The sequence below is a fragment of the Brenneria sp. L3-3C-1 genome, assembly GCF_016456245.1.
Classification (GTDB): domain Bacteria; phylum Pseudomonadota; class Gammaproteobacteria; order Enterobacterales; family Enterobacteriaceae; genus Brenneria.
In genome coordinates this window covers 581,507-606,982 of sequence record NZ_JAEMHF010000001.1, presented here as the reverse complement: position 1 = coordinate 606,982, position 25,476 = coordinate 581,507, and the positions used below count along the sequence as shown (strand labels likewise).

The window sequence follows — 25,476 nt, the reverse complement described above, 5'->3', positions numbered from 1 at the left end:
GGTGCTTTTTTCCGGAAGAATAAAGGTTTTTACGTTTTATCTCATTCAACCGGCCGCTCAATCAAAAAATCCGCACTGAAATAACAGCCATCAAATAGCGTCAGGGGCGGCAGAAACCAGTCGGTGAGCCAGCGTCGACTCACCTTCCGCCGTCAGTAACCTCTCGAAGACATCCCGGACGATAGGTTTACCGTCACAAGAAGCGCCCGGTCATTCAGTGCACGCGTCCAGTCGCCCTTCCACATAGCCTTTATTTTCGCGAGCCAGCTTGATCCATTTCCATATCCCAAAAGCGGCGATGAAAATCAGCAGTGTGTATTCCAGAGACATGAAATAGACACCCTGCTTCGCATACAGCCAGACCGACAGCACGTCCAGCCCGCACCAGATGATCCAGTTTTCGACATACTTTTTTATCATCAGTATTGTGGCGACAATCGACATGACCATGATGGTGGAATCCGCTATCGGATAAGGATCCGGAATGGCTTCCGGGCGCGGTAGCGTAACGCCGAAAATGTGCATCACATCGAGCGCCACATTACTCAGCCAGACGAATACCGTATCAATGTTAGCCGCGACCAGCGCAATACACAGCACGCTAATAATGCAGACCACCACCGTATGTTTTACCGGCATCCATCTGACCACAATTGCCGGGCTTTCTGAGTTATCGCTCTGGTGCCACATGTACCAGCCGACTATGTTAGCGACGAGGAAGAACACTTGCAGCAACATGCTCGCGTACAGCTGGATTTGGTAAAATACCAGCGTGAATAACAGCACATTTAAAATTCCGAATAAATAGTTGATGGTGATTGCCCGACTCGCCAGCCAGATATTAATTAACCCCAGCACTGTGCCAATGGCCTCAATCCACGATAGATCGTAGCCGCCGGTACCAATAGGAATATGTACCATTATATTGTGAATACTGAACAGGTCTAACATGGCGGCCTCTTACTTATTGTTATATTGATTCAACAGGGAAATAACGTCGCTGGTTTCAGCTACCCAGCCGTAATTCTCTTCAATAACGCTCATGGATTCAGCCATACGTTTCTCGTTCATCGCCGCGATAGCATCGCTAACAGCAAGAACGGCATAAGCGTGATTCCAGGCTTGACGTACCGTATCTTCGACGCAGCATTCAGCAACCACTCCGGTAACCACCAACGTATCCACGCCAAGCAGGGCCAGAAGTTCGCCAAGCGACGTGCCGTAAAAGCCCCCGTAGCCGTATTTAAATACGGTGAACTCGTTATCTCTGGGTTTTAGCTCGTCAATCACCGCCGAGCAATCCAGTTCCGTTTCAGTATCGCGATAGCGGCGCTTAAAGCCGAGACGGCAGGATTTCGTGTTCTCGTCCAGTAAGCTCATCCAGGAAAACTTACCTCCCAGGCGATGATGTGGATCATTCTCCACCGCCAGCCATCTTAAAAAGATCACCGGTTCGCCTCTCTCACGAAAATAGTGCAGCAGTGCTAAGTTACGACCAATAATATCCCTGCCCCCCGGCACCTCCAGCGGAGCCCCATCCCGAATAAAGTCGTTCTGCATATCCACAATAATCAATGCAGTTTTTTTAATAGCGGGGAAATTTTCTGTACTCATTTTATCCTCCAGTGGCTTTGAGAGGCGTTTTGCAAGGTTTATGCCAGCTTCAGGCAGGCGCTTTAATACTTTCAGGAGAGGCGGTTTATTTTGTTGGGGAGATGGGTCAGACGATATATTTCACTGGAAAAGCGATCTTAAAAACGGCGCCCTAGTTCCCATTTTCCCGTAGATTCAGCGTTGACGGCCTCCGGCAGAAAACGTCAGGAAGAAACAATAATGCACCATAAAAAACAATAACTCAGAGCACCTGCACTACAACGGCACAAGCGGGCGCAGAGTGTTCATAAGAAGGGCCGGAAACAAAAAAGCCTCGGAATAGACGAACGCCGTTCACTTAAGCCTTATGTGACTTGTAGCTGAACGGATACTTAGATGGTATATAGAGCACCGAACGATCATATCGCCGGTGCTTTCTTTTTCAGGGGACTGATTCCGGATTGTCTCTTACCGGCTATCGCTTAAGTACTTTTAAACGATCGGCATTAACCGGTGAACCAGCGCTTTTTTACAACGCATGGCGGATTACTTCTGCGGCGCGGTGTTTTGCTCTGCCGAAACAGGTTTTAACCGTTTGGCGTAGCGCTGCGCCAACGCCGCGCAAACCATCAGCTGAATCTGATGGAATATCATTAATGGCAATACCATCGCCCCCACCGCCGCGGCCGGGAACAAGACGTTCGCCATCGGAATGCCGTTCGCCAGGCTTTTCTTGGAGCCGCAGAATACGATCGTGATCTCATCTTCCGTATTGAATCCCAGCTTACGCGCCACCAGCACATTGATCGCCAGCACGATGGTCAGCAACACAATGGAACATCCAACCACGGCCAGTAAAGACCAGCCGTTAATCTGACTCCAGATCCCCTGCACCACGGCTTCGCTAAAGGCGACGTACACCACCAGAAGAATTGATGACCGATCGGTAATATTAATCAGTTTACGGTGACGTTCTATCCATTTGGCAATCAACGGGCGCGATAAATGACCGATCACGAACGGCACCATCAACTGCATGATAATCGAGCCGATGGCGTGCAGCGTATCCGTCGATCCTTCGCCTTGCGTGTGCATCAGCAGGCCGACCAATATCGGCGACAGGAATACGCCGAGGATGCTGGAAGCCGATGCGCTGCAAATGGCGGCCGCCACGTTGCCCCCGGCCATCGAGGTGTAGGCAATGGCCGACTGTACGGTCGCCGGCAAGGCGCACAGATAAAGGAAACCAAGATACAGCGTGGGGGTAAGCACCACCGGCACCAGAACGCTCATTCCCATGCCCAGCAAGGGGAACAGTAAAAACGTGCTGGCGAACACCACCAGATGCAGCCGCCAGTGTCCCATGCCGGCGGTAATCGCTTCCCGCGACAGCTTGGCGCCATGCATAAAAAACAGCAGCGCGATAGCTGCTGTCGTCAGATATTCAAAAAAGACCTTAACGGCGCCCTCACAGGGAAACACGGATGCCGTAACCACCACCAAAACCAATACCAGCAAAAATTTGTCAATGCGTAACCGCTGCAACCACCCCATTTTTAATACCTTTTCCCAATGGCTAATCATTAGCCTGATTTAAACAATACAGGCGATCCTAAGATCGCCTGCTTAAACCCTGAAGCAACTATCTGTGATAAAAAACGACAGGTCTAGCTATTTTTCAGCGTCATCGCTTTTTTCTGTTGATGCGAGATCAGCCCCAGCTCAATCAGTTCCATGACCTGGATCGCCTGATGAACCGTCACCGGATTCTCCCCTTTGCCGGTTAATGCATCACGGATCGCCGCATAATAGGCCGGATAGTTGCCGGGAAGCGAGGGAACGACCTGCTCGGCCGTGATGCCGTCATGATGCAGAGTCAACACGCCATCCTGCCGATCCTGTCCCCAATCCGCCTGGGGCGGACGCTCACCCTTTTTCAACCGATCTTCCTGCGGATCCAACCCGTATTTGACAAAGCTGCCGCGCGTGCCGTGGACGATATAACGCGCGGAAGGCGCGGCGGCCAGCATGCTGGCATGGAGAACGATACGGCGTTGGGGATAAATCAGGGTGGCGTGGAAATAGTCTATTGCCTTGCTTCCCGGCCGCAGCTGCGCCATATCCACCTGAATCGCCACCGGGAAACCAAACAGTTGCAAAGCCTGATCCAACAAATGCGGCCCCAGATCGTACCAGATGCCGCTGCCATTGCTGCCATCTTCACGCCAGCGTTGACGAACTTCCGGGCGGAAACGGTCAAAGTGCGACTCCATATAGACCACATCCCCTAACGACCCGCTATGCAATATATTCTTCAATGTCAGAAAATCGCTGTCCCAGCGGCGATTTTGGAACACCGAGAGCAGTTTGCCGGTATGTTCCGCCACCAACCCCAGTTCATGGGCTTGTGACAACGTCACGGTAAACGGTTTATCCACCACCACATGTTTGCCCGCTTCCAGCGCCTGTTTGGCTAACGGAAAGTGGGTGTCGTTAGGCGTGGGGATCACAATCAGATCGATATCAGGGTCGTTGAACAACTGTTGCGGCTCATGCACTACTCGCATATTCGACCAGTCGGCATGAACTTTATCGGCATCGCTGCTGGAGACAGCCACCAGCTCCAGACCTGACGTCCCGGCAATAAGCGGCGCATGGAACGTCTTGCTTGCATAACCGTACCCTATTAATCCAACACGAACGCTGTCACTCATGACGATCCCCCTTTAGACCGTTTTACTTCAAATAGTGAGCACAGTATAGCATTGGAAAAATCGCCTATTTACCGGATTAAGTCATCTTATTTAGCCGCCGCTCAGGCGCCGATAACTTTTGCGGCCCTGGCTCCCCACATCGGCGAGTCTGGCGTTTTAACCGCAGGATAATTGATTTCACTGCTGCGACGCCGGAAATCGCTGGGGCTGACGCCGACGCGTTTACGGAACACGCGTGAAAAATAAAGTTGATCGTCATACCCGACGACCCGGCCGATATTGGCGATGGATTCCTGTGTGGTCTGCAACAGTAATTTGGCGCGGATCACCCGCTGGTCTTCACGCCAGCGCAGAATATTGATGCCAACCTGTTCACGGAACAGATGGGCCAGCCGCGACGGCGACAGGCAGACGTGCCGGGCGACCTCATCAATCCGTAGCTCGCCGGCAAGGTTGGCGGTAATAAACTGACAGGCCTCAATCACCCGCGGATCCATAATTTTTTGCGGACTCAGCGGATCTTCTTCCATGGCCCTCAATAGTAGGCGTTCAAGTAAATTCATGCCCAGCTCTTCCGAGAATCGCCGCCCGGAGCGCTGCGTTTGTTCAATATCGGCAAACAGCCGATCGAACTCCAGCAACAATTGATTATTCGGCAGGCTCAGGCGCCCGACGTCGCAGTGCCGACTATGCCACTCCAGCCAGTCGGCCCAATAGGCCCGAGGGCGGAAATACACCCAGCGGTGATACCAGCAATCGCTGTCGGGCGAGCGTCCGTAAAAATGCGCCGATTTTGGGGGAAACAGCAGTAGCTCCCCCGGATTGCAATAAAAGGCATTCTTACCGTCAAAAACCTGCCCTCGCCCTTTTATCGTGAGATTAATAATGTAGCCTTTCATGCCGTCAGGGCGATCGATAAAGAAATCGAGCGGGCCGTTCGCCAGGATCGGCGTCAACCCGGCGACCAGATAGGCGTTAAACGCATAGCCCGGCAGCAACGGATTGGACTGGGATTCATCTGCCACGCGGTGATACATCAAACCTCCGGAATGCGCAGAGTAAAATACGAAATTTTTCTTCCTTGTCCCTTATCCGCGCCGCGCCGATAGGGACATAACGGTCATCAAGCCTATGCGGTCTTTTTCGCCATCTGTTTGTAACGGTCGAAGATCACCGCCGCCAGCAGAATCAAACCGCGCACCACATATTGGGAAAACGGCGAAATATTCAATAGGTTCATCGCATTTTCCACGGTGCCCAGAATCAGCACCCCGGCGATCACATAGGAAATTTTTCCGATGCCGCCCTTCAAAGACACCCCGCCCAGCACACAGGCGGAGATCACGATCAGCTCATAGCCAATGGAGGTCATCGGCTGGCCGCTGGTCATGCGTGAGGCCAGAATGATGCCCGCCGCGGCGGATACCAGCCCGGAAAGCGCAAAGATGATGATTTTCGTGCGAACGACAGGCACTCCCGCCAGCCGCGCGGCCTCTTCATTGCCGCCGATCGCCAGCGTATTGCGCCCGAAGGTGGTTTTATTCAGCAGCAGCCCGAACAACACCATGCACCCCAGGGTAATCCAGATCGGCGCCGGCAGTCCCAGCCAGTTGGCATAACCCAGTTCAAAGAAGCGTTCGTCTTCAATCCCCACCGCCTTACCATCAGAGATGATGTAAGCCAGCCCGCGCGCAATCTGCATCGTCGCCAGCGTGGTGATCAGCGCGTTGATCTTAAGACGCGCAATGATAAAGCCGTTAAGCAGACCGAATGCCACGCCCAGCAATAATCCGGCGCCGACGCCGATCCACAGGCTTTCGCTGAGGTTGATCACCACCGCCGTGGTCACGCCGGCGCAGGCGATAATGGACGCGACGGACAGGTCGAAATCCCCGGACGCCAGGCAGAACAACATGCCGCAGGCCACCATACCCGACATGGATATCGCCAGTCCCAGTCCTTTCATATTGATAAAACTGGCGAAGTTGGGCACAAAAATCGCGCATCCCAGAAACAGCACGGCAAAAACCACCAGCATGCCGTAGTTATCCCAAATGCGGGACATGCCGGCCCCGACTCTTTTCTTCTCGGAAGCCGCAGCGGTTACCGTTGAATCTGTTTTACTTATTGGCATGGTTTTGCTCCTTTACGGTCAGGCAACCGCAGATTCGATATCAGGGGTTCGTAACATCGCCAGACTCAGCGCTTTTTGCTCAGTGGCCTCGTCATGCAGAAGTTCGCCGGATACCTCGCCCTCGCGCATCACAATAATTCGGTCCGCCAGTCCGAGCACCTCCGGCAGATCGCTGGAGGCGAACAGAACGGCAATGCCTTGTTTCGCCAGTTCATAAATGACGTGGTAAATTTCATGTTTGGCGCCGACATCAATCCCGCGCGTTGGCTCATCCAGCAGGATGACTTTCATCTCTTCCGATAGCCAGCGGCCGAGAATCGCCTTCTGCTGATTACCGCCGGAAAGATTCATCATCAATTGTTCCGCGCTCGGGGTTTTAATGTTCAGCGCCTGAATGCGGCGGGCGGCATTATCTTTTTCCCACGGGGTGTTGATGATAAAACCGGCTTTCAGACTCTTGCGGCGGGCGCTGATATTAATGTTGTCGCGCACCGAGTGAACGGCAATGATGCCCTCCGCCTTGCGGTCTTCCGGGCACAGCATCACGCCCTGACGGATGGCATCAATCGGCGAATTCACCACCAGCGGCTTGCCGTCCAGCAGCACCTGCCCACCGCTGATGCGGGTCGCGCCAAACAGCCCTTTCATCAGTTCGCTGCGCCCGGCGCCCACCAGTCCGAACAGCCCGACAATCTCCCCTTGACGCACATGCAGCGAAATGGCCGACTTCACCCCCGGCGCCTTAACCTCCCTCAACGTCAGCCGCTCCTCGCCGTGCGGACGTGGCGCATAGCCATAGATATCCCCCAGATTTCTTCCCACCATCGCCAGCACCAGCGATTCATGGTTGACCTGTTGCATATCATCGAACGTACGCACATAGCGGCCGTCTTTAAACACCGTGATGGCGTCGGCGAGAGCGAAAATTTCCTCCATACGGTGTGAAACGTACAAAATAACCCGCCCTTCGCGGCGTAATTCGGCGATCACCCGGAACAGTTGTTCGATTTCACGCGCGGATAGCGAACTGGTCGGCTCATCAAAAGCAATAATTTTCGCGTTGCGGGCCAGCGCCTTGGCAATCTCCACCATTTGCCATTGACCGATAGACAGGTACTTAAGCGGGGTATCGGGGTCGATATCCACCCCCAGATGTTCAAGTTGCAGTTTGGTTTCGTAACGCAGCAGCGAATAATTCACCAGGCCGTACTTGTGCGGCAACTGACCGAGATAAATATTCTCCGCCACCGTCATTTCCGGCACCAGATGCAACTCCTGATAAATAATCGCCACGCCGGCATTCAGCGCATCCATCGTATTGTTGAACCGCACGGGCCGCCCCTGAATATGGATTTCTCCGGCGGAAGGCAAATAGTTGCCGCTCAGGATTTTCAGCAGCGTGGATTTACCCGCCCCGTTTTCTCCCATCAATGCATGGATCTGACCTGCCTGGCAGGAAAAGCTGATGTCCGCCAGCGCCTTGACGCCGGGAAATTCTTTTCCAATGCCATGAAACGACAAATAGGGTGACCGTGCCGTCATTTCCGTGTCCTCATGGTTAAAACCGTTGTGGCAGAAACGGCGAAGACATCCATGTCTTGCCGCAAAAAAGGGCTTACAACAGGCCTTTTTTCTCCAGTTCGACTTTGAAGTTGTCGCGGGTGATCAGCACGACATCGGTAACTTCGGTAAATTTTTGCGGTTCAACCCCGTTGGCGACCCACTCATTCAGCATCTGGATACTTTTATAGCCGTGGATATCGGGACTCGGCAACAGCGAACCATAAAAGCCCGTGCTCTGTCCTTTTGACAGTTCACTCACCGCATCCACGCCGTTAATGCCGATGCCAATCACGTTCTCCGCTTTGAACCCTTGCCCTTCGGTAGCCCGCACGCCGCCCAGCACGGTGTTATCGTTCATGCCGACAATCAGCCAGTTTTTCACTTGCGAATGTTGCACCAGCATGGAGTTGGCGGCGTCGAATGCGCCGGGAATATCATTGGATTTGGTCGGCACCTGATAGATTTGTTTTTCCGGGAAACCGGCGGCTTTCAAGGCATCCATCGAGCCGGAAGTCCGGCGGCGGGCGGTATCCAGTTCATTGGCGGTAATCGCCATCACCGCCGTTTCATCGACTTTCCAGCCGCGTTTATTCATTTCCTTCCACAGCTCCTGCCCCTGTCGCTCGCCGATTTTGGTGGCGGCCATCATCACCAGCGGCACGGTATCCATCGGTTCCCCTTTGGCGTTGACGAACTGATCGTCGACGGCGATGACTTTCAAATCGTAGCCGCGCGCTTTGGCGACAATGGCCGGCCCCAATTTCGGATCGGGAGTGCAGATAACGAAACCTTTCGCCCCGCTGGCCGCCAGGCTATCAATCGCGTTAAGGGTTTTTTCGCCGTCCGGAACGGCAATTTTGATAACGTCGAAACCGAGATCTTTTCCTGCCTTATCAGCAAATTTCCATTCAGTCTGAAACCAGGGTTCTTCGGGTTGTTTCACCAAAAACCCCAGCTTCATTGTTTCGGCGATAGCCGATTGTGACATAACGGCGGCCAGCCCAATCGTCGCCAGCGCCTTAGTGAATTTATGCATGATGTTCTCCGGTATAGTGATTTTTTACACCTCAGAGGATCGTGGGTGTGTAATCGTTTCCAGTAAGGCATTTTCAGTCTGGATAAAGTAAAAACACGGACTTAGTGCAAATTCTTTACTCAGCGGCATTCAGACGTTGTATGTTTTAGCGGTTATTTTCATCAATAATATAGAGCGTTATCACATAGCGGAATAACGACAGGTTTGTGCATATATTTAGCAAATTTAACCAGTCATTAACTTTTGACGAACATCACAAAATGACTATCGGCGGCAGAAAAATACATACTTCCAGCTAACCGCTCCTCACTCCGCCGGGCATCCCCCCTCTATCGTAACCAGCAATAAATAACGGCGGATGAACAGGAGCAGAGCAATGAATGCGGGTGCGATTACGATTGGCCTCGACTTTGGCAGTGATTCGGTGCGCGCATTGGCCGTTGACTGTCAAACCGGACAAGAATTAGCAACAGAGGTGGTTTTTTATCCCCGCTGGCGTGAAGGAAAGTATTGTCAGCCGGCGCAAAACCAATTCCGCCATCATCCGTTGGATTATATCGAATCACTGGAACAGGCGATTCGTGCGGTCGCGGAACGCCTGACGGCCGGACAGCGTCAACAGATCATCGGCATCGGGGTGGATTCAACCGGCTCCACCCCGGCCCCTATCGATGCGCAAGGCGACGTTCTGGCATTGCGTCCCGAATTCGCCGAAAACCCCAATGCCATGTTCGTACTATGGAAAGATCACACCGCCATAGAGGAAGCGGAGGAGATCAACGCCCTGTGCCGCAGCGGTCGGTTTGCGGATTACACCCGCTACATCGGCGGCGTTTACTCCTCGGAATGGTTCTGGGCCAAAATTCTCCACCTATCGCGTCAGGACGCCGCCGTGCGCCAGGCCGCCGTTTCCTGGATCGAACTGTGTGACTGGGTGCCCGCCCTGCTGTCCGGCGCCACAACGCCGGGCGGCATCAAACGCGGCCGTTGCAGCGCCGGCCACAAATCGCTCTGGCACCCGGACTGGGGCGGCTTGCCGTCAAAAGATTTTTTACAGGCGCTCGATTCCCGCCTGACCGAAAACCTGCAATACCCGCTGTTTACCGACACCTTGACCGCCGATCGGCCGGTCGGCACTCTTACCGCTGACTGGGCGCGGCGCCTCGGCCTGCCGGCGACCGTGACGATCGCCGGCGGCGCATTTGACTGCCACGTCGGCGCCGTGGGGGCCGGCGCCAAACCCTATACCCTGGTCAAAGTGATCGGAACATCCACCTGCGACATTCTGATTGCCGACGACGCGCGCATCGCCGATCGGACAATCACGGGGATTTGCGGCCAGGTTGATGGCAGCGTGGTGCCCGGCTATATCGGGCTGGAAGCCGGGCAATCCGCCTTTGGCGATATGTATGCCTGGTTTAGCCGCCTGCTGAACTGGCCGTTGCAGCAGGCGATCAGCGATCATCCCGAACTCAAAATCCCCTTACAGGACACCGAAACCCGGCTGCTGGAGCGGCTGACCCAGGCCTGGGCTGAAAACCCGACGCTGGATCGCCTGCCGGTGGTGCTCGATTGGTTTAACGGACGCAGAACTCCGTTCGCCAATCAGCGGCTAAAAGGCGTCATCGCCGACCTGAATCTGGCAACCGACGCCCCAACGCTGTTCGGCGGGTTTATCGCCGCCACCGCCTTCGGCGCCCGCGCCATTATGGAATGTTTTGAAGATCAGGGCATTGCGGTTGAAAACATTATGGCGCTGGGCGGCATCGCCCGTAAATCGCCCGCCATCATGCAGGTCTGTAGCGATGTGATGAACCGTCCGTTGCAAATTGTGGCCTCCGATCAATGCTGCGCCCTGGGCGCGGCCATCTTTGCCGCCGTCGCCGCCGGCGTTCATGCCGATATCCCTGCCGCGCAACGCCATATGTCCAGCGGTATCGAACGCACACTAATGCCGGATAGCCGGCGTGTTGCCCGCTACCAGCAGCTTTACCAACGTTACCAACAGTGGTGCCGCATAGCGGAACCGGCTTACGGCCCGCAGTCCGGGGCCGAAGCGTAGAACCTATTTTCCCCCCACGGGAATACCGCAACAGGAGTCAGCATGGATCATTTTAAGCAACATGAAGTCTGGTTCGTTATTGGCAGCCAGCATCTTTATGGGCCGGAAACCTTACGTCAGGTAAAAGAAAATGCGGAAAAAGTGGTTGCCGGTCTGAATCAGGAAGCCCGTCTGCCGGTAAAACTGGTGCTTAAACCGCTGGTGAAAACACCGGATGAAATCATCGCGCTGTGCCGCGACGCCAACTACCAGCCAACCTGCATCGGCCTGATCGCCTGGCTGCATACCTTCTCGCCCGCCAAAATGTGGATCGGCGGACTGACGATTCTCAACAAGCCGCTGCTGCAATTTCATACGCAGTTCAACGCCGAAATTCCGTGGGACACCATGGATATGGATTTTATGAACCTAAACCAGACCGCGCACGGCGGGCGGGAATTTGGGTTTATCGGCGCCCGGATGCGTCAGGCGCATCAGGTTGTGGTCGGTCATTGGCAGGATAAAAACGCGCACCGGCGCATCGCCAAATGGATGCGGGTGGCCGCCGCCATTCAGGAAAGCAAACAGCTGAAACTGGCGCGCTTTGGCGACAATATGCGTGAAGTGGCGGTCACGGAGGGCGATAAGGTCGGCGCACAGATCCAGTTCGGCTATTCCGTCAGCGCCTGGGGGCTGGGTGATTTAACCGAGGTGGTCGATGCCGTTTCCAAAGCGGATATTGATGCGCTGGTGGAAGAGTATGAAGCCAGCTATCAGTTGACCGACGCCGTAAAGTTGCACGGCCCCAATCGCCAAAACCTGCTGGACGCCGCACAAATCGAGCTGGGTATGCGGCGTTTTCTGGAGCAAGGCGGCTATAAGGCCTTCACCACCGATTTTGAAAACCTATACGGACTGAAGCAGTTGCCGGGGCTGGCGGTACAGCGTCTGATGCAACGCGGCTACGGCTTTGCCGGCGAAGGCGACTGGAAGACCGCCGCCCTGCTGCGCATCATGAAAGTGATGGCCGGCGGATTGCCGGGCGGCACCTCGTTTATGGAGGACTACACCTACAATTTCCAGCACGGAAATAATCTGGTGGTCGGTTCACATATGCTGGAAGTCTGTCCCAGCATCGCCAAAGAACAGCAACCCGTTCTGGACGCGCAGCATCTGGGGATTGGCGGCAAAGCGGACCCCGCCCGTCTGATTTTCTCCGCCCCGGCCGGACTCGCCCTGAATGCCAGCGTTATCGATATGGGCGATCGCTTCAGAATGCTGGTCAACATGGTGGATACCATCGAGCAGCCCCGTCCCTTGCCCAAACTGCCCGTCGCCCGCGCCATCTGGCAAGCCCGGCCGTCGCTGGAGGTGGCGGCCGAAGCCTGGATGTTAGCCGGAGGCGCGCATCACACGGTATTCAGTCAGGCGCTGGACGTGGATTATATGCGGCTGTACGCTGAAATGCAGAACATTGAGTTACTGGTGATCGACAACGATACCCGACTTGCTGATTTCAAGGATGCGCTGCGCTGGAACGAAGTGTACTACAAGCTTTGTAGCCGCTAAGGCGCAAATAGCATTATTGGCATAGGCCGGCGAACGCCGGCCCATACCCTTTATTATCGCCATCTGCTAACCTTTGCGTTTCTTTCATCCTGGCTACGATATCGACACCTATTCAGGTTTTCGCCTATATCCCTACTTTAGATGTGTTGTCGAAAGCCTGACAATACCCGATAATACGCGGGTTTTGTTTTTTAGGCATAGTAATGACCGAATACGCACTGCTGTTTGTTAGCGCCCTTCTGGTGAATAATTTCGTTTTAGTGAAATTCCTGGGGCTGTGTCCGTTTATGGGCGTTTCCAAGCGATTGGAGACGGCCATCGGCATGGGCCTGGCCACGACATTCGTGATGACGCTAGGCTCCATGTTCTCATGGATAATCAACGAATTTATCCTGGTTCCACTCAATATCGTTTACTTGCGGACGATGGCGTTCATTCTGGTATTGGCGGTGGTCGTTCAGTTTTCCGAGCTGGTGGTGCGTAAAACCAGTCCGGAGCTTTATCGCCTGCTGGGGATTTTTCTGCCGCTGATCACCACCAACTGCGCCGTGCTGGGGGTTGTATTGCTCAATGTCAACATGTCGCATGGCTTTCTTCAGTCAACGATCTACGGGTTTGGCGGGGCGGCCGGTTTTTCTGTTGTTATGGTGCTGTTTGCCGCCATTCGCGAACGTCTCGCCGTGTCTGACGTTCCCGCGCCTTTCCGCGGCTCATCGATCGCCCTCATTACCGCCGGCCTGATGTCGCTGGCTTTCATGGGCTTTACCGGTCTGGTGAAGTTCTGATGACGGCTATCTGGATCGCCATTGCGGCTCTCAGCTCGCTGGCACTCTTTTTCGGATTGATCCTGGGCTATGCCTCGCGCCGTTTCCAGGTGGAGAGCGATCCGGTCGTTGAACAGGTTGAAGCCATGCTGCCGCAAAGCCAGTGCGGCCAGTGCGGCTACCCCGGCTGCCGGCCCTATGCCGAAGCGGTTTCCCTGAATGGCGAAAGCATCAACAAGTGCGTGCCCGGCGGCGAAGCGATGATGCTCAAGCTGGCCGAGAAGCTGAATATCGATCCGCAGCCGCTCGATGGGGACAGCGCGGCGCGGAATCCAGAGCGCAAAGTGGCCTGGATTGATGAAAGCAACTGTATCGGCTGCACGAAATGCATTCAGGCCTGCCCGGTAGACGCCATTATCGGCAGCACCAAAGCCGTACACACCGTCGTCAGTGAGTTATGCACCGGCTGCGACCTGTGCGTCTCCCCTTGCCCCACTGACTGTATTGAATTGCGGCCCGTCGCCCCGACGCCCGCAAACTGGAAATGGGATCTCAATACGATTCCGGTGCGCGTTATTCAAGTAGAACACCATGCTTAAGCTGTTTTCCACCTTAAAAAATCGCCTGGAGCGTGCGACGGCCCGCAGGGAAACGGGCAGGAAGCCCGTTACAATAGAAGACCGGATTTGGGATTTTAACGGCGGCATTCATCCGCCGGAAATGAAAACGCAGTCCAGTCGGGTTCCATTACGCGCCGTACCGCTGCCGGAACAATTTATCATCCCGCTTAAACAACATCTCGGGCCGGAAGGCGAACTGTGCATAAAAATCGGCGATAAGCTCCTGCGCGGTCAACCGCTGACGCTGGGTAAAGGCCGGACGTTACCCGTCCATGCCCCGACCTCCGGCACCGTCAGCGCCATTCGCCAACATATGACGGCGCACCCTTCCGCCTTGCCTGAACTCAGTGTGATCATCACCCCCGACGGCGAGGATCGCTGGTGTGAACGCCATCCCCTCAGCGATTATCGCACCCAACCCGTAGCGACCCTGCTCAGCCGTTTGCATCAGGCGGGGATTGCCGGGTTAGGCGGCGCGGGCTTTCCTACCGCCGCTAAATTACAGGGCGGCATGCGCGGGATTGAAACGCTGATTATCAATGCCGCCGAGTGTGAACCCTATATCACCGCCGATGATCGATTGATGCAGGAACACGCGGATGAAATTGTACAAGGCATCGATATTCTGGCTCATCTGTTGCAGCCGCAGCGTATGCTGATCGGCATCGAGGATAATAAACCGGAAGCCATTGCGGCGCTACGACAGGCCTTGAACGCGCGTACCGATATCCATTTACGCGTTATTCCGACCAAATATCCTTCCGGCGGCGCCAAACAGCTCACCAAGATTTTGACCGGCAAAGAAGTGCCCTTTGGCAAACATTCCGCCGCCATTGGCGTACTGATGCAAAATGTCGGCACCGCCTTCGCAATCAAGCGCGCCATTATCGACGGCGAACCCCTGACCGAACGGGTGGTAACGCTGACCGGCGAGGCATTGCGTCAACCGGGAAACGTCTGGGCCAGATTAGGTACTCCGGTTCGCCATTTACTGCAACACGCCGGGTTCGAGGTTAATCAACAACCCATGGTGGTGATGGGTGGGCCGTTGATGGGCTTCACGCTGCCCTCGCTGGATGTTCCTATCGTCAAAATCAGTAACTGTATTCTTGCCCCGTCACATTCAGAGATAGCGCCTGCCGCCGAAGAGCAATCCTGTATCCGTTGCAGTCAATGCGCCGACGCCTGCCCCGCCGGATTATTGCCGCAGCAGTTGTATTGGTTCAGCCGCGGGCAGGAACATGAAAAAGCGCGCGACCATCATCTGTTTGACTGCATCGAATGCGGCGCCTGCGCCTACGTATGCCCCAGCAACATTCCGCTGGTGCAGTATTACCGGCAGGAAAAGGCGGAAATCCGGGCGGTAGATGAAGAGACACGGCGCGCGGCGCAGGCCAAAGCGCGTTTTGAAGCCAAACAGGCGCGTCTCAAACGTGAAAAACTGGCGCGGGAGCAGCGGCATAAACAAGCCGCCGCCGGCGTGACAAGCAGCGACAAGCAAACCGTACAGGCAGCGCTGGAACGCGTTCGCAACAAGCAAGCAACGGCGAAATCCGCTGCCGCGCAAGCGGTAATTGAGATTGTGCCGGGGCAACAACCGGACAACAGCGCGGTGATGGCCGCCCGCGCCGCACGTAAGGCGCAGGCGCGCGCCCAGCAAACGCCATCCGCTGAAACGCCCGCGGCCGCCACGGTTGATCCGCGTAAAGCCGCCGTCGCCGAGGCTATCGCCCGGGTGAAGGCCCGCAAGGCTGCGCAGCAGGCCGAGACGAACGGTGAAGCTCCACCGCCCCCTGCGCCGCATACCACCGACGCCGAACCCGACGCGGCGGTTGATCCGCGCAAAGCCGCCGTCGCCGCGGCCATTGCCCGGGTGAAAGCTCGCAAGGCTGCGCAGCAGGCCGAGAGCAACGGTGAAACTCCACCGCTCCCTACGCCGCACATCGCCGACGCCGAATCCGATACGGTGGTTGACCCGCGTAAAGCCGCCGTCGCCGCGGCCATTGCCCGGGTGAAAGCCCGCAAGGCTGCGCAGCAGGCCGAGACCAACGGTGAAACTCCGCCGCCCCCTGCGCCGCACATCGCCGACGCCGAACCCGACGCGGCGGTTGACCCGCGTAAAGCCGCCGTCGCCGCGGCCATTGCCCGGGTGAAAGCCCGCAAGGCCGCACAAGCTTTATCGAAGCATCAAGAGGAATAAATGGCTTTTAAGATTGCGAGTTCACCATTTACACATAATCAGCAGCGCACTCAGCGTATTATGTTGCTGGTGAGCATTGCCTGTATTCCTGGCATGTTGGCTCAGTATTATTTCTTTGGCTATGGCAACCTGATTCAGGTATTGCTGGCGGCGGTTACTGCTCTCGCCGCGGAATCAGTGACATTGTCACTTAGAAAATTCCCTGTTCGCGCCACGCTGGTCGACAATTCCGCTTTGCTCACCGCCATTCTGCTCGGCATCAGTCTGCCGCCGCTGGCGCCCTGGTGGATGGTGGTCATGGGAACCGCCTTTGCCATTGTGATTGCCAAGCAACTCTATGGCGGGCTGGGTCAAAATCCGTTCAACCCGGCGATGATTGGCTATGTGGTGTTGTTGATTTCATTTCCGGTGCAGATGACAAGCTGGCTGCCTCCCGTGCCGCTTCAGAGTTTCCCCATCGGTTTTTACGATACGCTACTGACCATTTTTACCGGCCATACGCCGTCAGGCCAGTCGGTGCAACAGCTGATGCAAACGGTTGACGGCGTCAGTCAGGCGACGCCGCTGGATACGTTTAAAACGGCGTTACGCTCAGGCCAGCCGCCGCAACAGATCCTGCAACAGCCATTATTTTCCGGCGCGCTTGCCGGCGTTGGCTGGCAGTGGGTGAATATCGGTTTCCTGATTGGCGGCCTGTTCCTGCTGCAACGGGGAACGATTCGCTGGCATATTCCCGTCAGCTTTCTGCTGGCCTTGACCTTGTGTGCGACGTTGGGCTGGCTGCTGGCGCCGGGAAAATGCGCGCCGCCGCTGCTGCATTTACTCTCAGGCGCCACCATGCTGGGAGCATTTTTTATCGCCACCGATCCGGTCACCGCCTCCACCACCAACAAAGGCCGTCTGATTTTCGGCGCGCTGATCGGTCTGTTGGTCTGGCTAATCAGAACCTATGGCGGTTATCCTGACGGGATTGCCTTTGCGGTCTTGCTGGCAAATATTACTGTACCGCTGATTGATTATTACACCAAGCCTCGTGCTTACGGCCACCATCGCTAAGGAGTGATCATGTTTTCCACGATGCGTCGCCACGCGGTGACGCTGGCGCTTTTCGCCGCAGGCACCACCGCGCTTACCGCCGTGGTCAATAGCCTGACGGCACCGACCATTGCGCAGCAGACAGCGTTACAGCAAAAAAGGCTGTTGGATCAGGTTGTTCCCGCCGACCACTATAATAATGATATGCAGCAAGAATGTTACCTTGTCACCGATTCATCGCTTGGTTCGTCTACGCCGCACCGGGTGTTTATTGCCCGCAAAGACGGCGAGCCGGTGGCGGCGGCGCTGGAAAGCACCGCGCCGGATGGCTATTCCGGCGCGATCTCTCTACTGATTGGCGCGGACTTCAGCGGTAATGTGCTGGGCACGCGTGTCACCGAACATCATGAAACACCGGGGCTTGGTGATAAAATCGACGTGCGTATTTCAGACTGGATTACCCGCCTGAGCGGCCAAACCGTACAAGACGGCAATGACGCGCGCTGGGCGGTCAAAAAAGAAGGCGGCATGTTCGATCAGTTTACCGGCGCCACCATTACGCCGCGCGCCGTACTCAATAGCGTAAAACGCAGCGTACTCTATCTGAAAACGCTGCCGCCCCAGCTTAATTCCCTGCCCACTTGTGGAGAGAGTCAATGAGTGAAGCCAAACATCTGCTGATCCAGGGATTATGGAAAAACAACTCGGCGCTGGTGCAACTGCTTGGGCTGTGCCCCCTGCTGGCGGTTTCCTCCACCGCGACCAACGCCCTGGGATTAGGGCTGGCGACCACGCTGGTGCTGATCCTCACCAACGTTGCCGTTTCCGCGCTGCGGCGCTGGGCGCCGGCGGAAATCCGTATCCCCATTTACGTGATGCTTATCGCCGCCGTGGTCAGTACCGTTCAAATGCTGATCAATGCTTATGCTTACGGGTTATACCAGTCCCTGGGTATTTTTATTCCGCTGATCGCCACTAACTGTATCGTGATCGGCCGCGCGGAGGCCTTCGCCTCTAAAAATCCGGTGGGGCTGTCTGCGGTGGATGGTCTGGCTATGGGGCTGGGCGCGACCAGCGCCCTGTTGGTACTCGGCGCCCTGCGAGAAATCATCGGCAACGGCACCCTGTTCGACGGCGCGGATTTGCTGTTGGGCGACTGGGCCAGAGCGCTGCGTATTGAGGTGATCCATCTCGACTCGCCGTTCCTGCTCGCCATGCTGCCTCCCGGCGCCTTTATCGGACTGGGACTGATGCTAGCGGCAAAATATCTGATTGATGAAAAAATGAAACAGCGCAAAGCGAAAGCCGCCGCGGAAGTAAAATCCACTTCAGCCGGCATCGCCAGGGAAACAGTATGAATAAACAAAAAAGGATTGAGATTTTAAGCCGGTTGCGCGCCGTTGATCCGCATCCCACGACCGAACTGAAGTTCACCACGCCGTTTGAATTGCTGATTGCGGTTCTTCTTTCCGCGCAGGCAACCGATGTCAGCGTCAACAAGGCGACGGCGAAACTTTATCCGGTGGCCAACACGCCCGAGGCGATGCTCGCCCTGAGCGTCGATGGCATCAAGGCGTACATCAAGACCATCGGCCTGTTTAACAGCAAAGCGGAGAATGTGATCAAAACCTGCCGCATACTGATAGAACAGCATCAAAGCCAGGTGCCGGAAGATCGTGCGGCGCTGGAAGCCCTGCCCGGCGTGGGGCGAAAAACCGCCAACGTCGTGCTCAACACTGCTTTTGGCTGGCCGACCATTGCCGTGGATACGCATATTTTCCGCGTCTGTAATCGCACGGGCTTTGCGCCAGGCAAAAACGTTGAACAGGTTGAAGAAAAGCTGCTGAAGGTGGTGCCGGCTGAATTTAAGGTGGATTGCCACCACTGGCTGATCCTGCACGGACGATACACCTGTATTGCCCGTAAGCCCCGCTGCGGCTCCTGCCTGATTGAAGATCTCTGCGAATACAAAGAAAAGGTATACGCATAAATCAACGCCTTGTTATCCGGGCGTTCAACGACTCAGGAAGCGAGTATTGAACGCCGGAATAAGCCGACTATTTTACCGGCAGCGCAATGTCTTTAAACATGGCTTCAATTTCGTCATTCGAACGCAGAGCCACGGCGGTATCCACCACGTCACGCGTCAGATGCGGCGCAAACCGCTGAATGAAATCGTACATATAACTTCTCAGGAAGGTACTGCGCCGAAAGCCGATTTTAGTGGTGCTGTAGCTGAAAATACTGTTTGCGTTGATCGTCACCAAATCGGTTTCGATCTGCGGATCTACAGCCATATTGGCTATCACCCCGACGCCCAACCCCAGCCGAACATAGGTTTTAATCACGTCCGCATCGGTTGCGGTAAACACGATGCGCGGCGTCAGACCGGCGCGATTAAACGCCGTATCCAGTTCCGAGCGCCCGGTAAAGCCAAAGGTATAGGTCACTATCGGATAAGCGGCCAGCTCTTCAATGGTGATATCCGTTTTCGCGGCCAGCGGATGATCGGGCTTGACCACAACGGCGCGATTCCAGTGATAGCACGGCAGCATAATCAAATCGTCGTACAGGTGTAACGCTTCGGTGGCGATGGCGAAATCGGCCGACCCTTTGGCTACCGCTTCGGCTATCTGCGTCGGCGACCCCTGATGCATATGCAGCGAGACCCGGGGATAACGTTCAATAAAGCCTTTAATCACGCTGGGTAAGGCGTAGCGAGCCTGCGTATGCGTAGTGGCGACGTATAGCGAGCCTTTATCCGGGTAAGTATGCTCCCCGGCGACGGCTTTGATGGCATCAACTTTCGACAACACTTCCCGCGCGATACGGATGACTTCCTGCCCCGCGGGCGTCACCTGCGTCAGATGCTTGCCACTACGGGCAAAAATCTGAATGCCCAGTTCATCCTCCAACATTCTGACCTGTTTACTGATCCCTGGTTGAGAGGTATACAACCCTTCCGCGGTAGAAGAAACATTCAGGTTGTGATTAACAACTTCAACAATATAACGAAGCTGTTGCAGTTTCATAATTTATCCCATTCTTAATTGAATAATGCGCACGACACCCAAAATCCCGACGATGTTCCGTTGTTTTAAAATAGACTTCCGCACCCTGACAGTCCGGTGCATATTTTCATCAATTAATGCCATTTAATCATAAAAATAGGTTTTATATAACCACCATCGGATGGTGTTCCGCAATAAATCGCTATCCCTCTATCCCGATCAAAAAAAGCCAGCCTAACAAGGCTGGCTCAGTACGGAATGAACGCTGGTCAAGACAGCGTTAGAGGTTGCTGACAAAGTCGTCGGTAAGCCCGAGATACCCGGGCCTACCGTACCGAGGGGCGCTCCGGCGGCTTACGCCGCTACGGCCCCTCGCCACGCTCTCCCTAATAACGGGCTTTGTCAACGGTCTGGAACGCAGGTCAAGACGGCGTTATTTCTTGCCTTCCACCCACTTGCCGTCAACATAGAACGCTGACCATCCGGTCGCCTTGCCGTCTTTTTCTGACGAAACATACTGCTGTTTGGTCTTACGGCTAAAACGCACCATGGTTTTGTTGCCGTCTTTATCAACCAGCGGCGCATCAGCCAGATAGCGTAATTTCTCCGGCAGGCGATCCTTAAACCGATGCAGTTCTTCGACCAACGGCGCGCGCGTCTCACGGGATTTGGGGAACGTATTGGCCGCCAGAAATACGCCGGCCGCCCCATCTCGCAACACGAAATAGGCATCGGACTTCTCACACGGAAGTTCCGGTAAGGGAACCGGATCTTCCTTAGGCGGCGCCACTTCGCCGTTACGCAGAATTTTACGCGTATTGCCGCAGGTGTCGTTGGTACAGGCCATGTATTTACCAAAACGGCCCATTTTCATATGCATTTCCGAACCGCATTTTTCGCATTCGACAACCGGGCCGTCATAGCCTTTGATACGGAACTCGCCGGCTTCAATCTCATAACCGTCACACGCCGGGTTGTTGCCGCAGACGTGCAGTTTGCGTTGGTTATCAATCAGATAGCTATCCATTGCCGTGCCGCATTTTGAACAGCGGCGACGGGCGCGCAGCGCGTTGGTTTCAGCCTCATCCCCTTCCAGCACGTTAAGCACTTCCGCTTCAGGGATCAGATTGATGGTGGTTTTGCAGCGCTCTTTCGGCGGCAGCGCGTAACCGGAGCAGCCGAGGAACACCCCGGTACTGGCGGTACGGATGCCCATTTTGCGCCCGCAGGTCGGACAATCAATGCTGGTCAGCACCATTTGGTTGGGCCGCATACCGCCCTCTTCAGGATCCTGCTCCGCGGTTTCCAACTGCTGGCTGAACTCGGCGAAAAACTCGTCCAGCACCGCTTTCCACTGCGCCTGATTGTTCGCCACCTGATCCAGACTGCTTTCCATACGGGCGGTGAAATCGTAGCTCATCAGCTCACGGAAATTCTCTTCCAGCCGATCGGTGACGATCTCGCCCATTTTTTCCGCGTAGAAACGGCGGTTTTCCACCCGCACATAACCGCGATCCTGAATAGTCGAAATAATCGAGGCGTAGGTGGAAGGACGGCCGATACCGCGTTTTTCCAATTCCTTAACCAGCGAAGCATCGCTGTAGCGAGCGGGCGGCTTGGTGAAATGCTGCCCCGGCAACAACTTCTGTAGCCTGAGTTGTTCACCCACCGCCACGGTCGGCAACGTGCGATCTTCATCATTTTTACGCAGCGCCGGCATCACCTTGGTCCAGCCGTCAAAACGTAAGGTGCGTCCTTTGGCACGCAGTTGATAATCCACCGCCTTAACAATCAGCGTCGTGGAGTCGTACTGCGCCGGCGTCATCTGGCAGGCCACAAACTGCCGCCAGATCAGTTGATACAGTTTCTGCGCATCGGCTTCCATATCTTTAAGATGATCGGCAAGCACTTTCACATTGGAAGGACGAATGGCTTCATGCGCTTCCTGTGAATTTTCTTTGCTGCTGTAGTGATTGGCCGCATCAGGCAGATAGCGCTTGCCAAATTCCGCGCCGATATAATCGCGCGCCATGGTCAGCGCATCCTGACTCAGATTGGTTGAATCGGTACGCATATAGGTAATGTGGCCGGCTTCATACAACCGCTGCGCCATCATCATGGTTTTCTTGACGCCGAAGCCCAGGCGGGTACTGGCGGCCTGTTGCAGCGTGGAGGTAATAAACGGCGCCCCCGGCTTGCTGCTGGTGGGTTTGTCTTCCCGCTCCGCCACCACATATTGGGCTTTTTCCAGCAGGCTAACGGCGGCCTGGGTCTGATCTTTATTGACCGGCTTGAACGGCTTGCCGTTATGGTGAGTAACCTGCATTTGCAACTGGGTATCGCTGCCCGCCAGCAAATCGGCATGCAGTTCCCAGTATTCTTCAGGAACAAAGGCTTTAATTTCACGCTCGCGATCGACAACCAAACGCACCGCCACGGACTGTACGCGCCCGGCGGATAAACCGCGGGCAATCTTTTTCCACAGCAACGGCGAAACCATGTAGCCGACGACCCGATCCATAAAGCGGCGGGCCTGCTGGGCATTCACGCGATCGATATTCAACTTGTCCGGATGTTCAAACGCCTGCTGGATCGCGTTCTTGGTGATTTCGTTAAACACTACGCGGCTGAAACGCGAATCGTCGCCGCCGATAATTTCCCGCAGGTGCCAGGCAATGGCTTCCCCTTCGCGGTCAAGGTCGGTTGCGAGATAGATGTGGTTGGCGTTTTCCGCCAGCGTTTTCAGTTCGGAAACGACTTTTTCCTTACCGGGCAAAATTTCATAATTGGCCTGCCACCCATGATAGGGATCGACGCCCATACGGTTCACCAGCGCGGATTTCTCATCCTTTTTGACTGCTTTTTTGGTTTTGTCTTTGGTTGAGTCTGCGTTCTTTTTACTGGCTGAGCCACTGGTCGGCAAATCGCGCACGTGACCGACGCTGGATTTCACCACGTAGTCATTGCCTAAATACTTATTGATCGTTTTGGCTTTTGCCGGGGACTCAACTATAACGAGAGCTTTACCCATATGTACTATTACCTACTGGATTCTTCTGAAAATCAGATATCTTTTGGGGGCACCCGCCGCAATAAACAAGGGCGGATACGCGATTAATTGTGGATCACGGCGTCGTTCGCTTATTCATCATAGACGAGCGTTGTTAGCCAAGTGACCGTCCGTAACCTTTCCTATTCTGTCTGAATAGCCAGGTGTTTATTTCAACATCGGATAAACGTGGACGGCCATAACGTAAAGAATTCATTCCACTGACCGCGCAAAATCCCACACTCTACCTGATAAATGACGTCACGCAACCTAATTAACATGGAAAAACCGTTTTATCCACCCGATGCTGAACTCAGTATCGGCAGGCAAGTGACTAAAACTTAGTACATTTGCGATGGAATCGTTTTGAGCGGTACAATTCTCCCCAACCTAGCGGCGAGGTCGAACAGCGAAAAGCGTCGATCGCGAAACACCACGGCAAAATAAGTTTGATTTCTGGAGTGTGTAATAAATGTCCGATGAAATGCAGTTTACCGCAGAAAAATCCCCCATCGACCGCCAAACCCTGCTGGCCGAAGCCAATCGCCTCATCAAGGAGCACGATGATTATTTACACGGTATGGCGGCGGATGACGTAGAGCAAAAAAATGGCGTGCTGGTGTTCAAGGGGGAGTACTTTCTCGATCACAACGGCTTGCCCACATTAAAAACCACCGCTGTATTCAACATGTTCAAACACCTGGCTCACGTACTGTCGGAAAAATATTATCTGGTTGATTAATACGCCATCGCCCGCGGTTATCGCGGGCGATGAGCATCGGACAGGACGGATATTAAAGCAGCGGCTTATTTCCGCGCTGCCACCAGCGCAGCATTAGCCGTTCAAGAGTCTCACCCGCACTGCCGGTCAACCGGTCCAGCAGACGCTTACGGCGCGTATAGCGCACGCTGAGCACTTCGTGATTGGCCATCTCGGCAATCAGCAAATCGTCGCTGGTGCCAATCGCATCCACCAGCCCCAAATCTTTGGCCTGCGAGCCAAACCAATGTTCGCCGGTCGCCACCGCATCGATGTCAAGCGAAGGGCGCATCTGTTGCACAAACTGTTTGAACAGGCCGTGGGTGACATTCAAGTCTTCGCGAAATTTCTCGCGCCCCTGTTCGGTATTTTCGCCAAACAGCGTTAAGGTACGTTTAAACTCGCCCGCGGTATGCAGTTCAACATCAATATCTTTGTTTTTCAGCAAACGGTTGAAGTTGGGGATCTGGGCGACCACGCCAATCGATCCCACAATGGCAAACGGCGCAGCGACAATACGATCGGCGACGCAGGCCATCATGTACCCGCCGCTGGCGGCCACTTTATCGACGGCCACCGTCAGACGAACGCCGCCCTGACGCAGTCTTTGCAGCTGCGACGCGGCCAGGCCGTAACCATGAACCACCCCGCCGGGGCTTTCCAGACGCAGCAATACTTCATCCTGCGGTTTTGCCACCGCCAGCACCGCGGAAACTTCCTCGCGCAGCGAACTCACTTCTCCGGCATCCATACTGCCATTGAAATCCAGCACATACAGACAGGGTTTGGCGCTTTTTTCCTCACCGCGCCTGGCGCGCTGCTTATCTTGCCTGGCCGAGGCCTTTTGTTTCTTTTTTTCCTGTTTGGATAACAGCTTACGTTCGGCATCGCTTATGTACGCCATCCGCATGTCCCGCTGCATATCGCGATACTGCTCCCCCAGGTTAACCACCTGCAATTCGCCTTTTCGCTGACGTTTTCGCTGCGTCATACCGACGACTAAAACCACCAGCGCGCCAATAGCCACGACGATGGTGAGCGCTTTAGCCAGGAATAAACCGTACTGAGAAAGTAATTCCACAAATACCGCCCTCATTGACTGCGTATTGAATATGATGTTGATTATGCTAACCAACCGCGTGGTCAGCGTCTTACTTAACCTAACCGATGACGCGCAATATGGCGATGTTATTCACGCCGTTTGTGTATTTCCCGCTGCTTTTTACCGCACACGCGCTAAGAAATGGCGTCAGTCTCATTGAAAACAGCGCTTATTTAAGGCATAAAACCGTCATCTTGATCCTATTTCGAATGCCTTTACAGCCAGATACCTTGGCATAGCCTTATTCACGCATTTTATTGAAGGTATCCGGTTCGTCTGTAAGAG

Annotated in this window: 21 protein-coding genes; 10 read left to right on the top strand and 11 right to left on the bottom strand. The window is 54.8% G+C overall.

The genetic code is table 11. The features are described 5' to 3' along the window. Positions 1-210: 210 nt before the first annotated feature. The 8 genes from pnuC to JG725_RS02725 form a co-directional block, all read right to left on the bottom strand. A complete protein-coding gene (gene pnuC / locus JG725_RS02760; RefSeq protein WP_199376465.1) occupies positions 211-951 on the bottom strand; it encodes a nicotinamide riboside transporter PnuC in 741 nt (246 codons plus the stop codon). 9 nt (positions 952-960) lie between these two features. Next, positions 961-1,614 carry a cysteine hydrolase family protein gene (locus JG725_RS02755; RefSeq protein WP_199376463.1) on the bottom strand — a complete coding sequence of 218 codons (654 nt, stop codon included), beginning with the start codon at positions 1,612-1,614 and terminating at the stop codon, positions 961-963. A 525-nt stretch (positions 1,615-2,139) separates the two neighbouring features. Continuing rightward, positions 2,140-3,147 (bottom strand): bile acid:sodium symporter family protein, encoded by a 1,008-nt coding sequence (locus JG725_RS02750; RefSeq protein ID WP_172287649.1) that lies wholly within the window; start codon positions 3,145-3,147, stop codon positions 2,140-2,142. Between the two features lie 113 nt (positions 3,148-3,260). Further along, positions 3,261-4,307 carry an oxidoreductase gene (locus JG725_RS02745; protein WP_199376461.1) on the bottom strand — a complete coding sequence of 349 codons (1,047 nt, stop codon included), beginning with the start codon at positions 4,305-4,307 and terminating at the stop codon, positions 3,261-3,263. Between the two features lie 101 nt (positions 4,308-4,408). Then, a complete protein-coding gene (gene araC, locus JG725_RS02740) occupies positions 4,409-5,344 on the bottom strand; it encodes an arabinose operon transcriptional regulator AraC (protein WP_199376459.1) in 936 nt (311 codons plus the stop codon). A gap of 92 nt (positions 5,345-5,436) precedes the next feature. After that, positions 5,437-6,441: an L-arabinose ABC transporter permease AraH gene (gene araH, locus JG725_RS02735; RefSeq protein WP_172287655.1), complete on the bottom strand. Its 1,005-nt coding sequence runs from the start codon at positions 6,439-6,441 to the stop codon at positions 5,437-5,439. 18 nt (positions 6,442-6,459) lie between these two features. Further along, a complete protein-coding gene (gene araG / locus JG725_RS02730; RefSeq protein WP_199376457.1) occupies positions 6,460-7,983 on the bottom strand; it encodes an L-arabinose ABC transporter ATP-binding protein AraG in 1,524 nt (507 codons plus the stop codon). A gap of 73 nt (positions 7,984-8,056) precedes the next feature. Continuing rightward, positions 8,057-9,040, bottom strand: a complete 984-nt coding sequence (locus tag JG725_RS02725; protein ID WP_172287658.1) for an arabinose ABC transporter substrate-binding protein — start codon at positions 9,038-9,040, stop codon at positions 8,057-8,059. A gap of 376 nt (positions 9,041-9,416) precedes the next feature. Between JG725_RS02725 and JG725_RS02720 the strand changes: the two genes are divergently transcribed. From JG725_RS02720 to nth, 9 genes are all read left to right on the top strand, one after another. Beyond that, positions 9,417-11,102: a ribulokinase gene (locus JG725_RS02720; protein ID WP_199376455.1), complete on the top strand. Its 1,686-nt coding sequence runs from the start codon at positions 9,417-9,419 to the stop codon at positions 11,100-11,102. Positions 11,103-11,144: 42 nt separating this feature from the next. Next, positions 11,145-12,650 carry an L-arabinose isomerase gene (araA, locus tag JG725_RS02715; protein WP_172287661.1) on the top strand — a complete coding sequence of 502 codons (1,506 nt, stop codon included), beginning with the start codon at positions 11,145-11,147 and terminating at the stop codon, positions 12,648-12,650. 203 nt (positions 12,651-12,853) lie between these two features. After that, positions 12,854-13,435, top strand: coding sequence for an electron transport complex subunit RsxA (rsxA, locus tag JG725_RS02710; protein WP_199376453.1), 582 nt, complete (start codon positions 12,854-12,856; stop codon positions 13,433-13,435). Next, complete coding sequence (rsxB, locus tag JG725_RS02705; RefSeq protein ID WP_172287664.1) at positions 13,435-14,013, top strand: electron transport complex subunit RsxB; 579 nt, start codon at positions 13,435-13,437, stop codon at positions 14,011-14,013. Before rsxA ends, rsxB begins: the two co-directional genes overlap by 1 nt. Next, a complete protein-coding gene (gene rsxC / locus JG725_RS02700; protein WP_199376452.1) occupies positions 14,006-16,234 on the top strand; it encodes an electron transport complex subunit RsxC in 2,229 nt (742 codons plus the stop codon). The genes rsxB and rsxC overlap by 8 nt, the downstream gene beginning before the upstream one ends. After that, positions 16,235-17,290 carry an electron transport complex subunit RsxD gene (gene rsxD, locus JG725_RS02695; RefSeq protein ID WP_172287667.1) on the top strand — a complete coding sequence of 352 codons (1,056 nt, stop codon included), beginning with the start codon at positions 16,235-16,237 and terminating at the stop codon, positions 17,288-17,290. Between the two features lie 9 nt (positions 17,291-17,299). Further along, the gene (gene rsxG / locus JG725_RS02690) at positions 17,300-17,929 is read left to right on the top strand and encodes an electron transport complex subunit RsxG (RefSeq protein ID WP_199376450.1); all 630 of its coding nucleotides are present in this window, start codon (positions 17,300-17,302) and stop codon (positions 17,927-17,929) included. After that, complete coding sequence (locus tag JG725_RS02685; RefSeq protein ID WP_199376447.1) at positions 17,926-18,627, top strand: electron transport complex subunit E; 702 nt, start codon at positions 17,926-17,928, stop codon at positions 18,625-18,627. Before rsxG ends, JG725_RS02685 begins: the two co-directional genes overlap by 4 nt. Further along, the gene (gene nth, locus JG725_RS02680) at positions 18,624-19,259 is read left to right on the top strand and encodes an endonuclease III (RefSeq protein WP_199376445.1); all 636 of its coding nucleotides are present in this window, start codon (positions 18,624-18,626) and stop codon (positions 19,257-19,259) included. The genes JG725_RS02685 and nth overlap by 4 nt, the downstream gene beginning before the upstream one ends. A gap of 67 nt (positions 19,260-19,326) precedes the next feature. Here the strand turns inward: nth and cysB are convergent, their stop codons facing one another. Both cysB and topA read right to left on the bottom strand, forming a co-directional pair. Continuing rightward, positions 19,327-20,301 carry an HTH-type transcriptional regulator CysB gene (gene cysB / locus JG725_RS02675; protein WP_172287673.1) on the bottom strand — a complete coding sequence of 325 codons (975 nt, stop codon included), beginning with the start codon at positions 20,299-20,301 and terminating at the stop codon, positions 19,327-19,329. Between the two features lie 412 nt (positions 20,302-20,713). After that, positions 20,714-23,311 carry a type I DNA topoisomerase gene (gene topA, locus JG725_RS02670; RefSeq protein WP_172287675.1) on the bottom strand — a complete coding sequence of 866 codons (2,598 nt, stop codon included), beginning with the start codon at positions 23,309-23,311 and terminating at the stop codon, positions 20,714-20,716. Positions 23,312-23,801: 490 nt separating this feature from the next. On the opposite strand from topA, the gene JG725_RS02665 reads away from it, so the two are divergent. After that, a complete protein-coding gene (locus JG725_RS02665) occupies positions 23,802-24,071 on the top strand; it encodes a YciN family protein (RefSeq protein ID WP_172287677.1) in 270 nt (89 codons plus the stop codon). 52 nt (positions 24,072-24,123) lie between these two features. On the opposite strand, the gene sohB is transcribed toward JG725_RS02665, so the two are convergent. Further along, entirely contained in the window at positions 24,124-25,170 is a 1,047-nt protein-coding gene (gene sohB / locus JG725_RS02660) for a protease SohB (RefSeq protein ID WP_199376443.1), read from the bottom strand. Positions 25,171-25,476 lie beyond the last annotated feature (306 nt).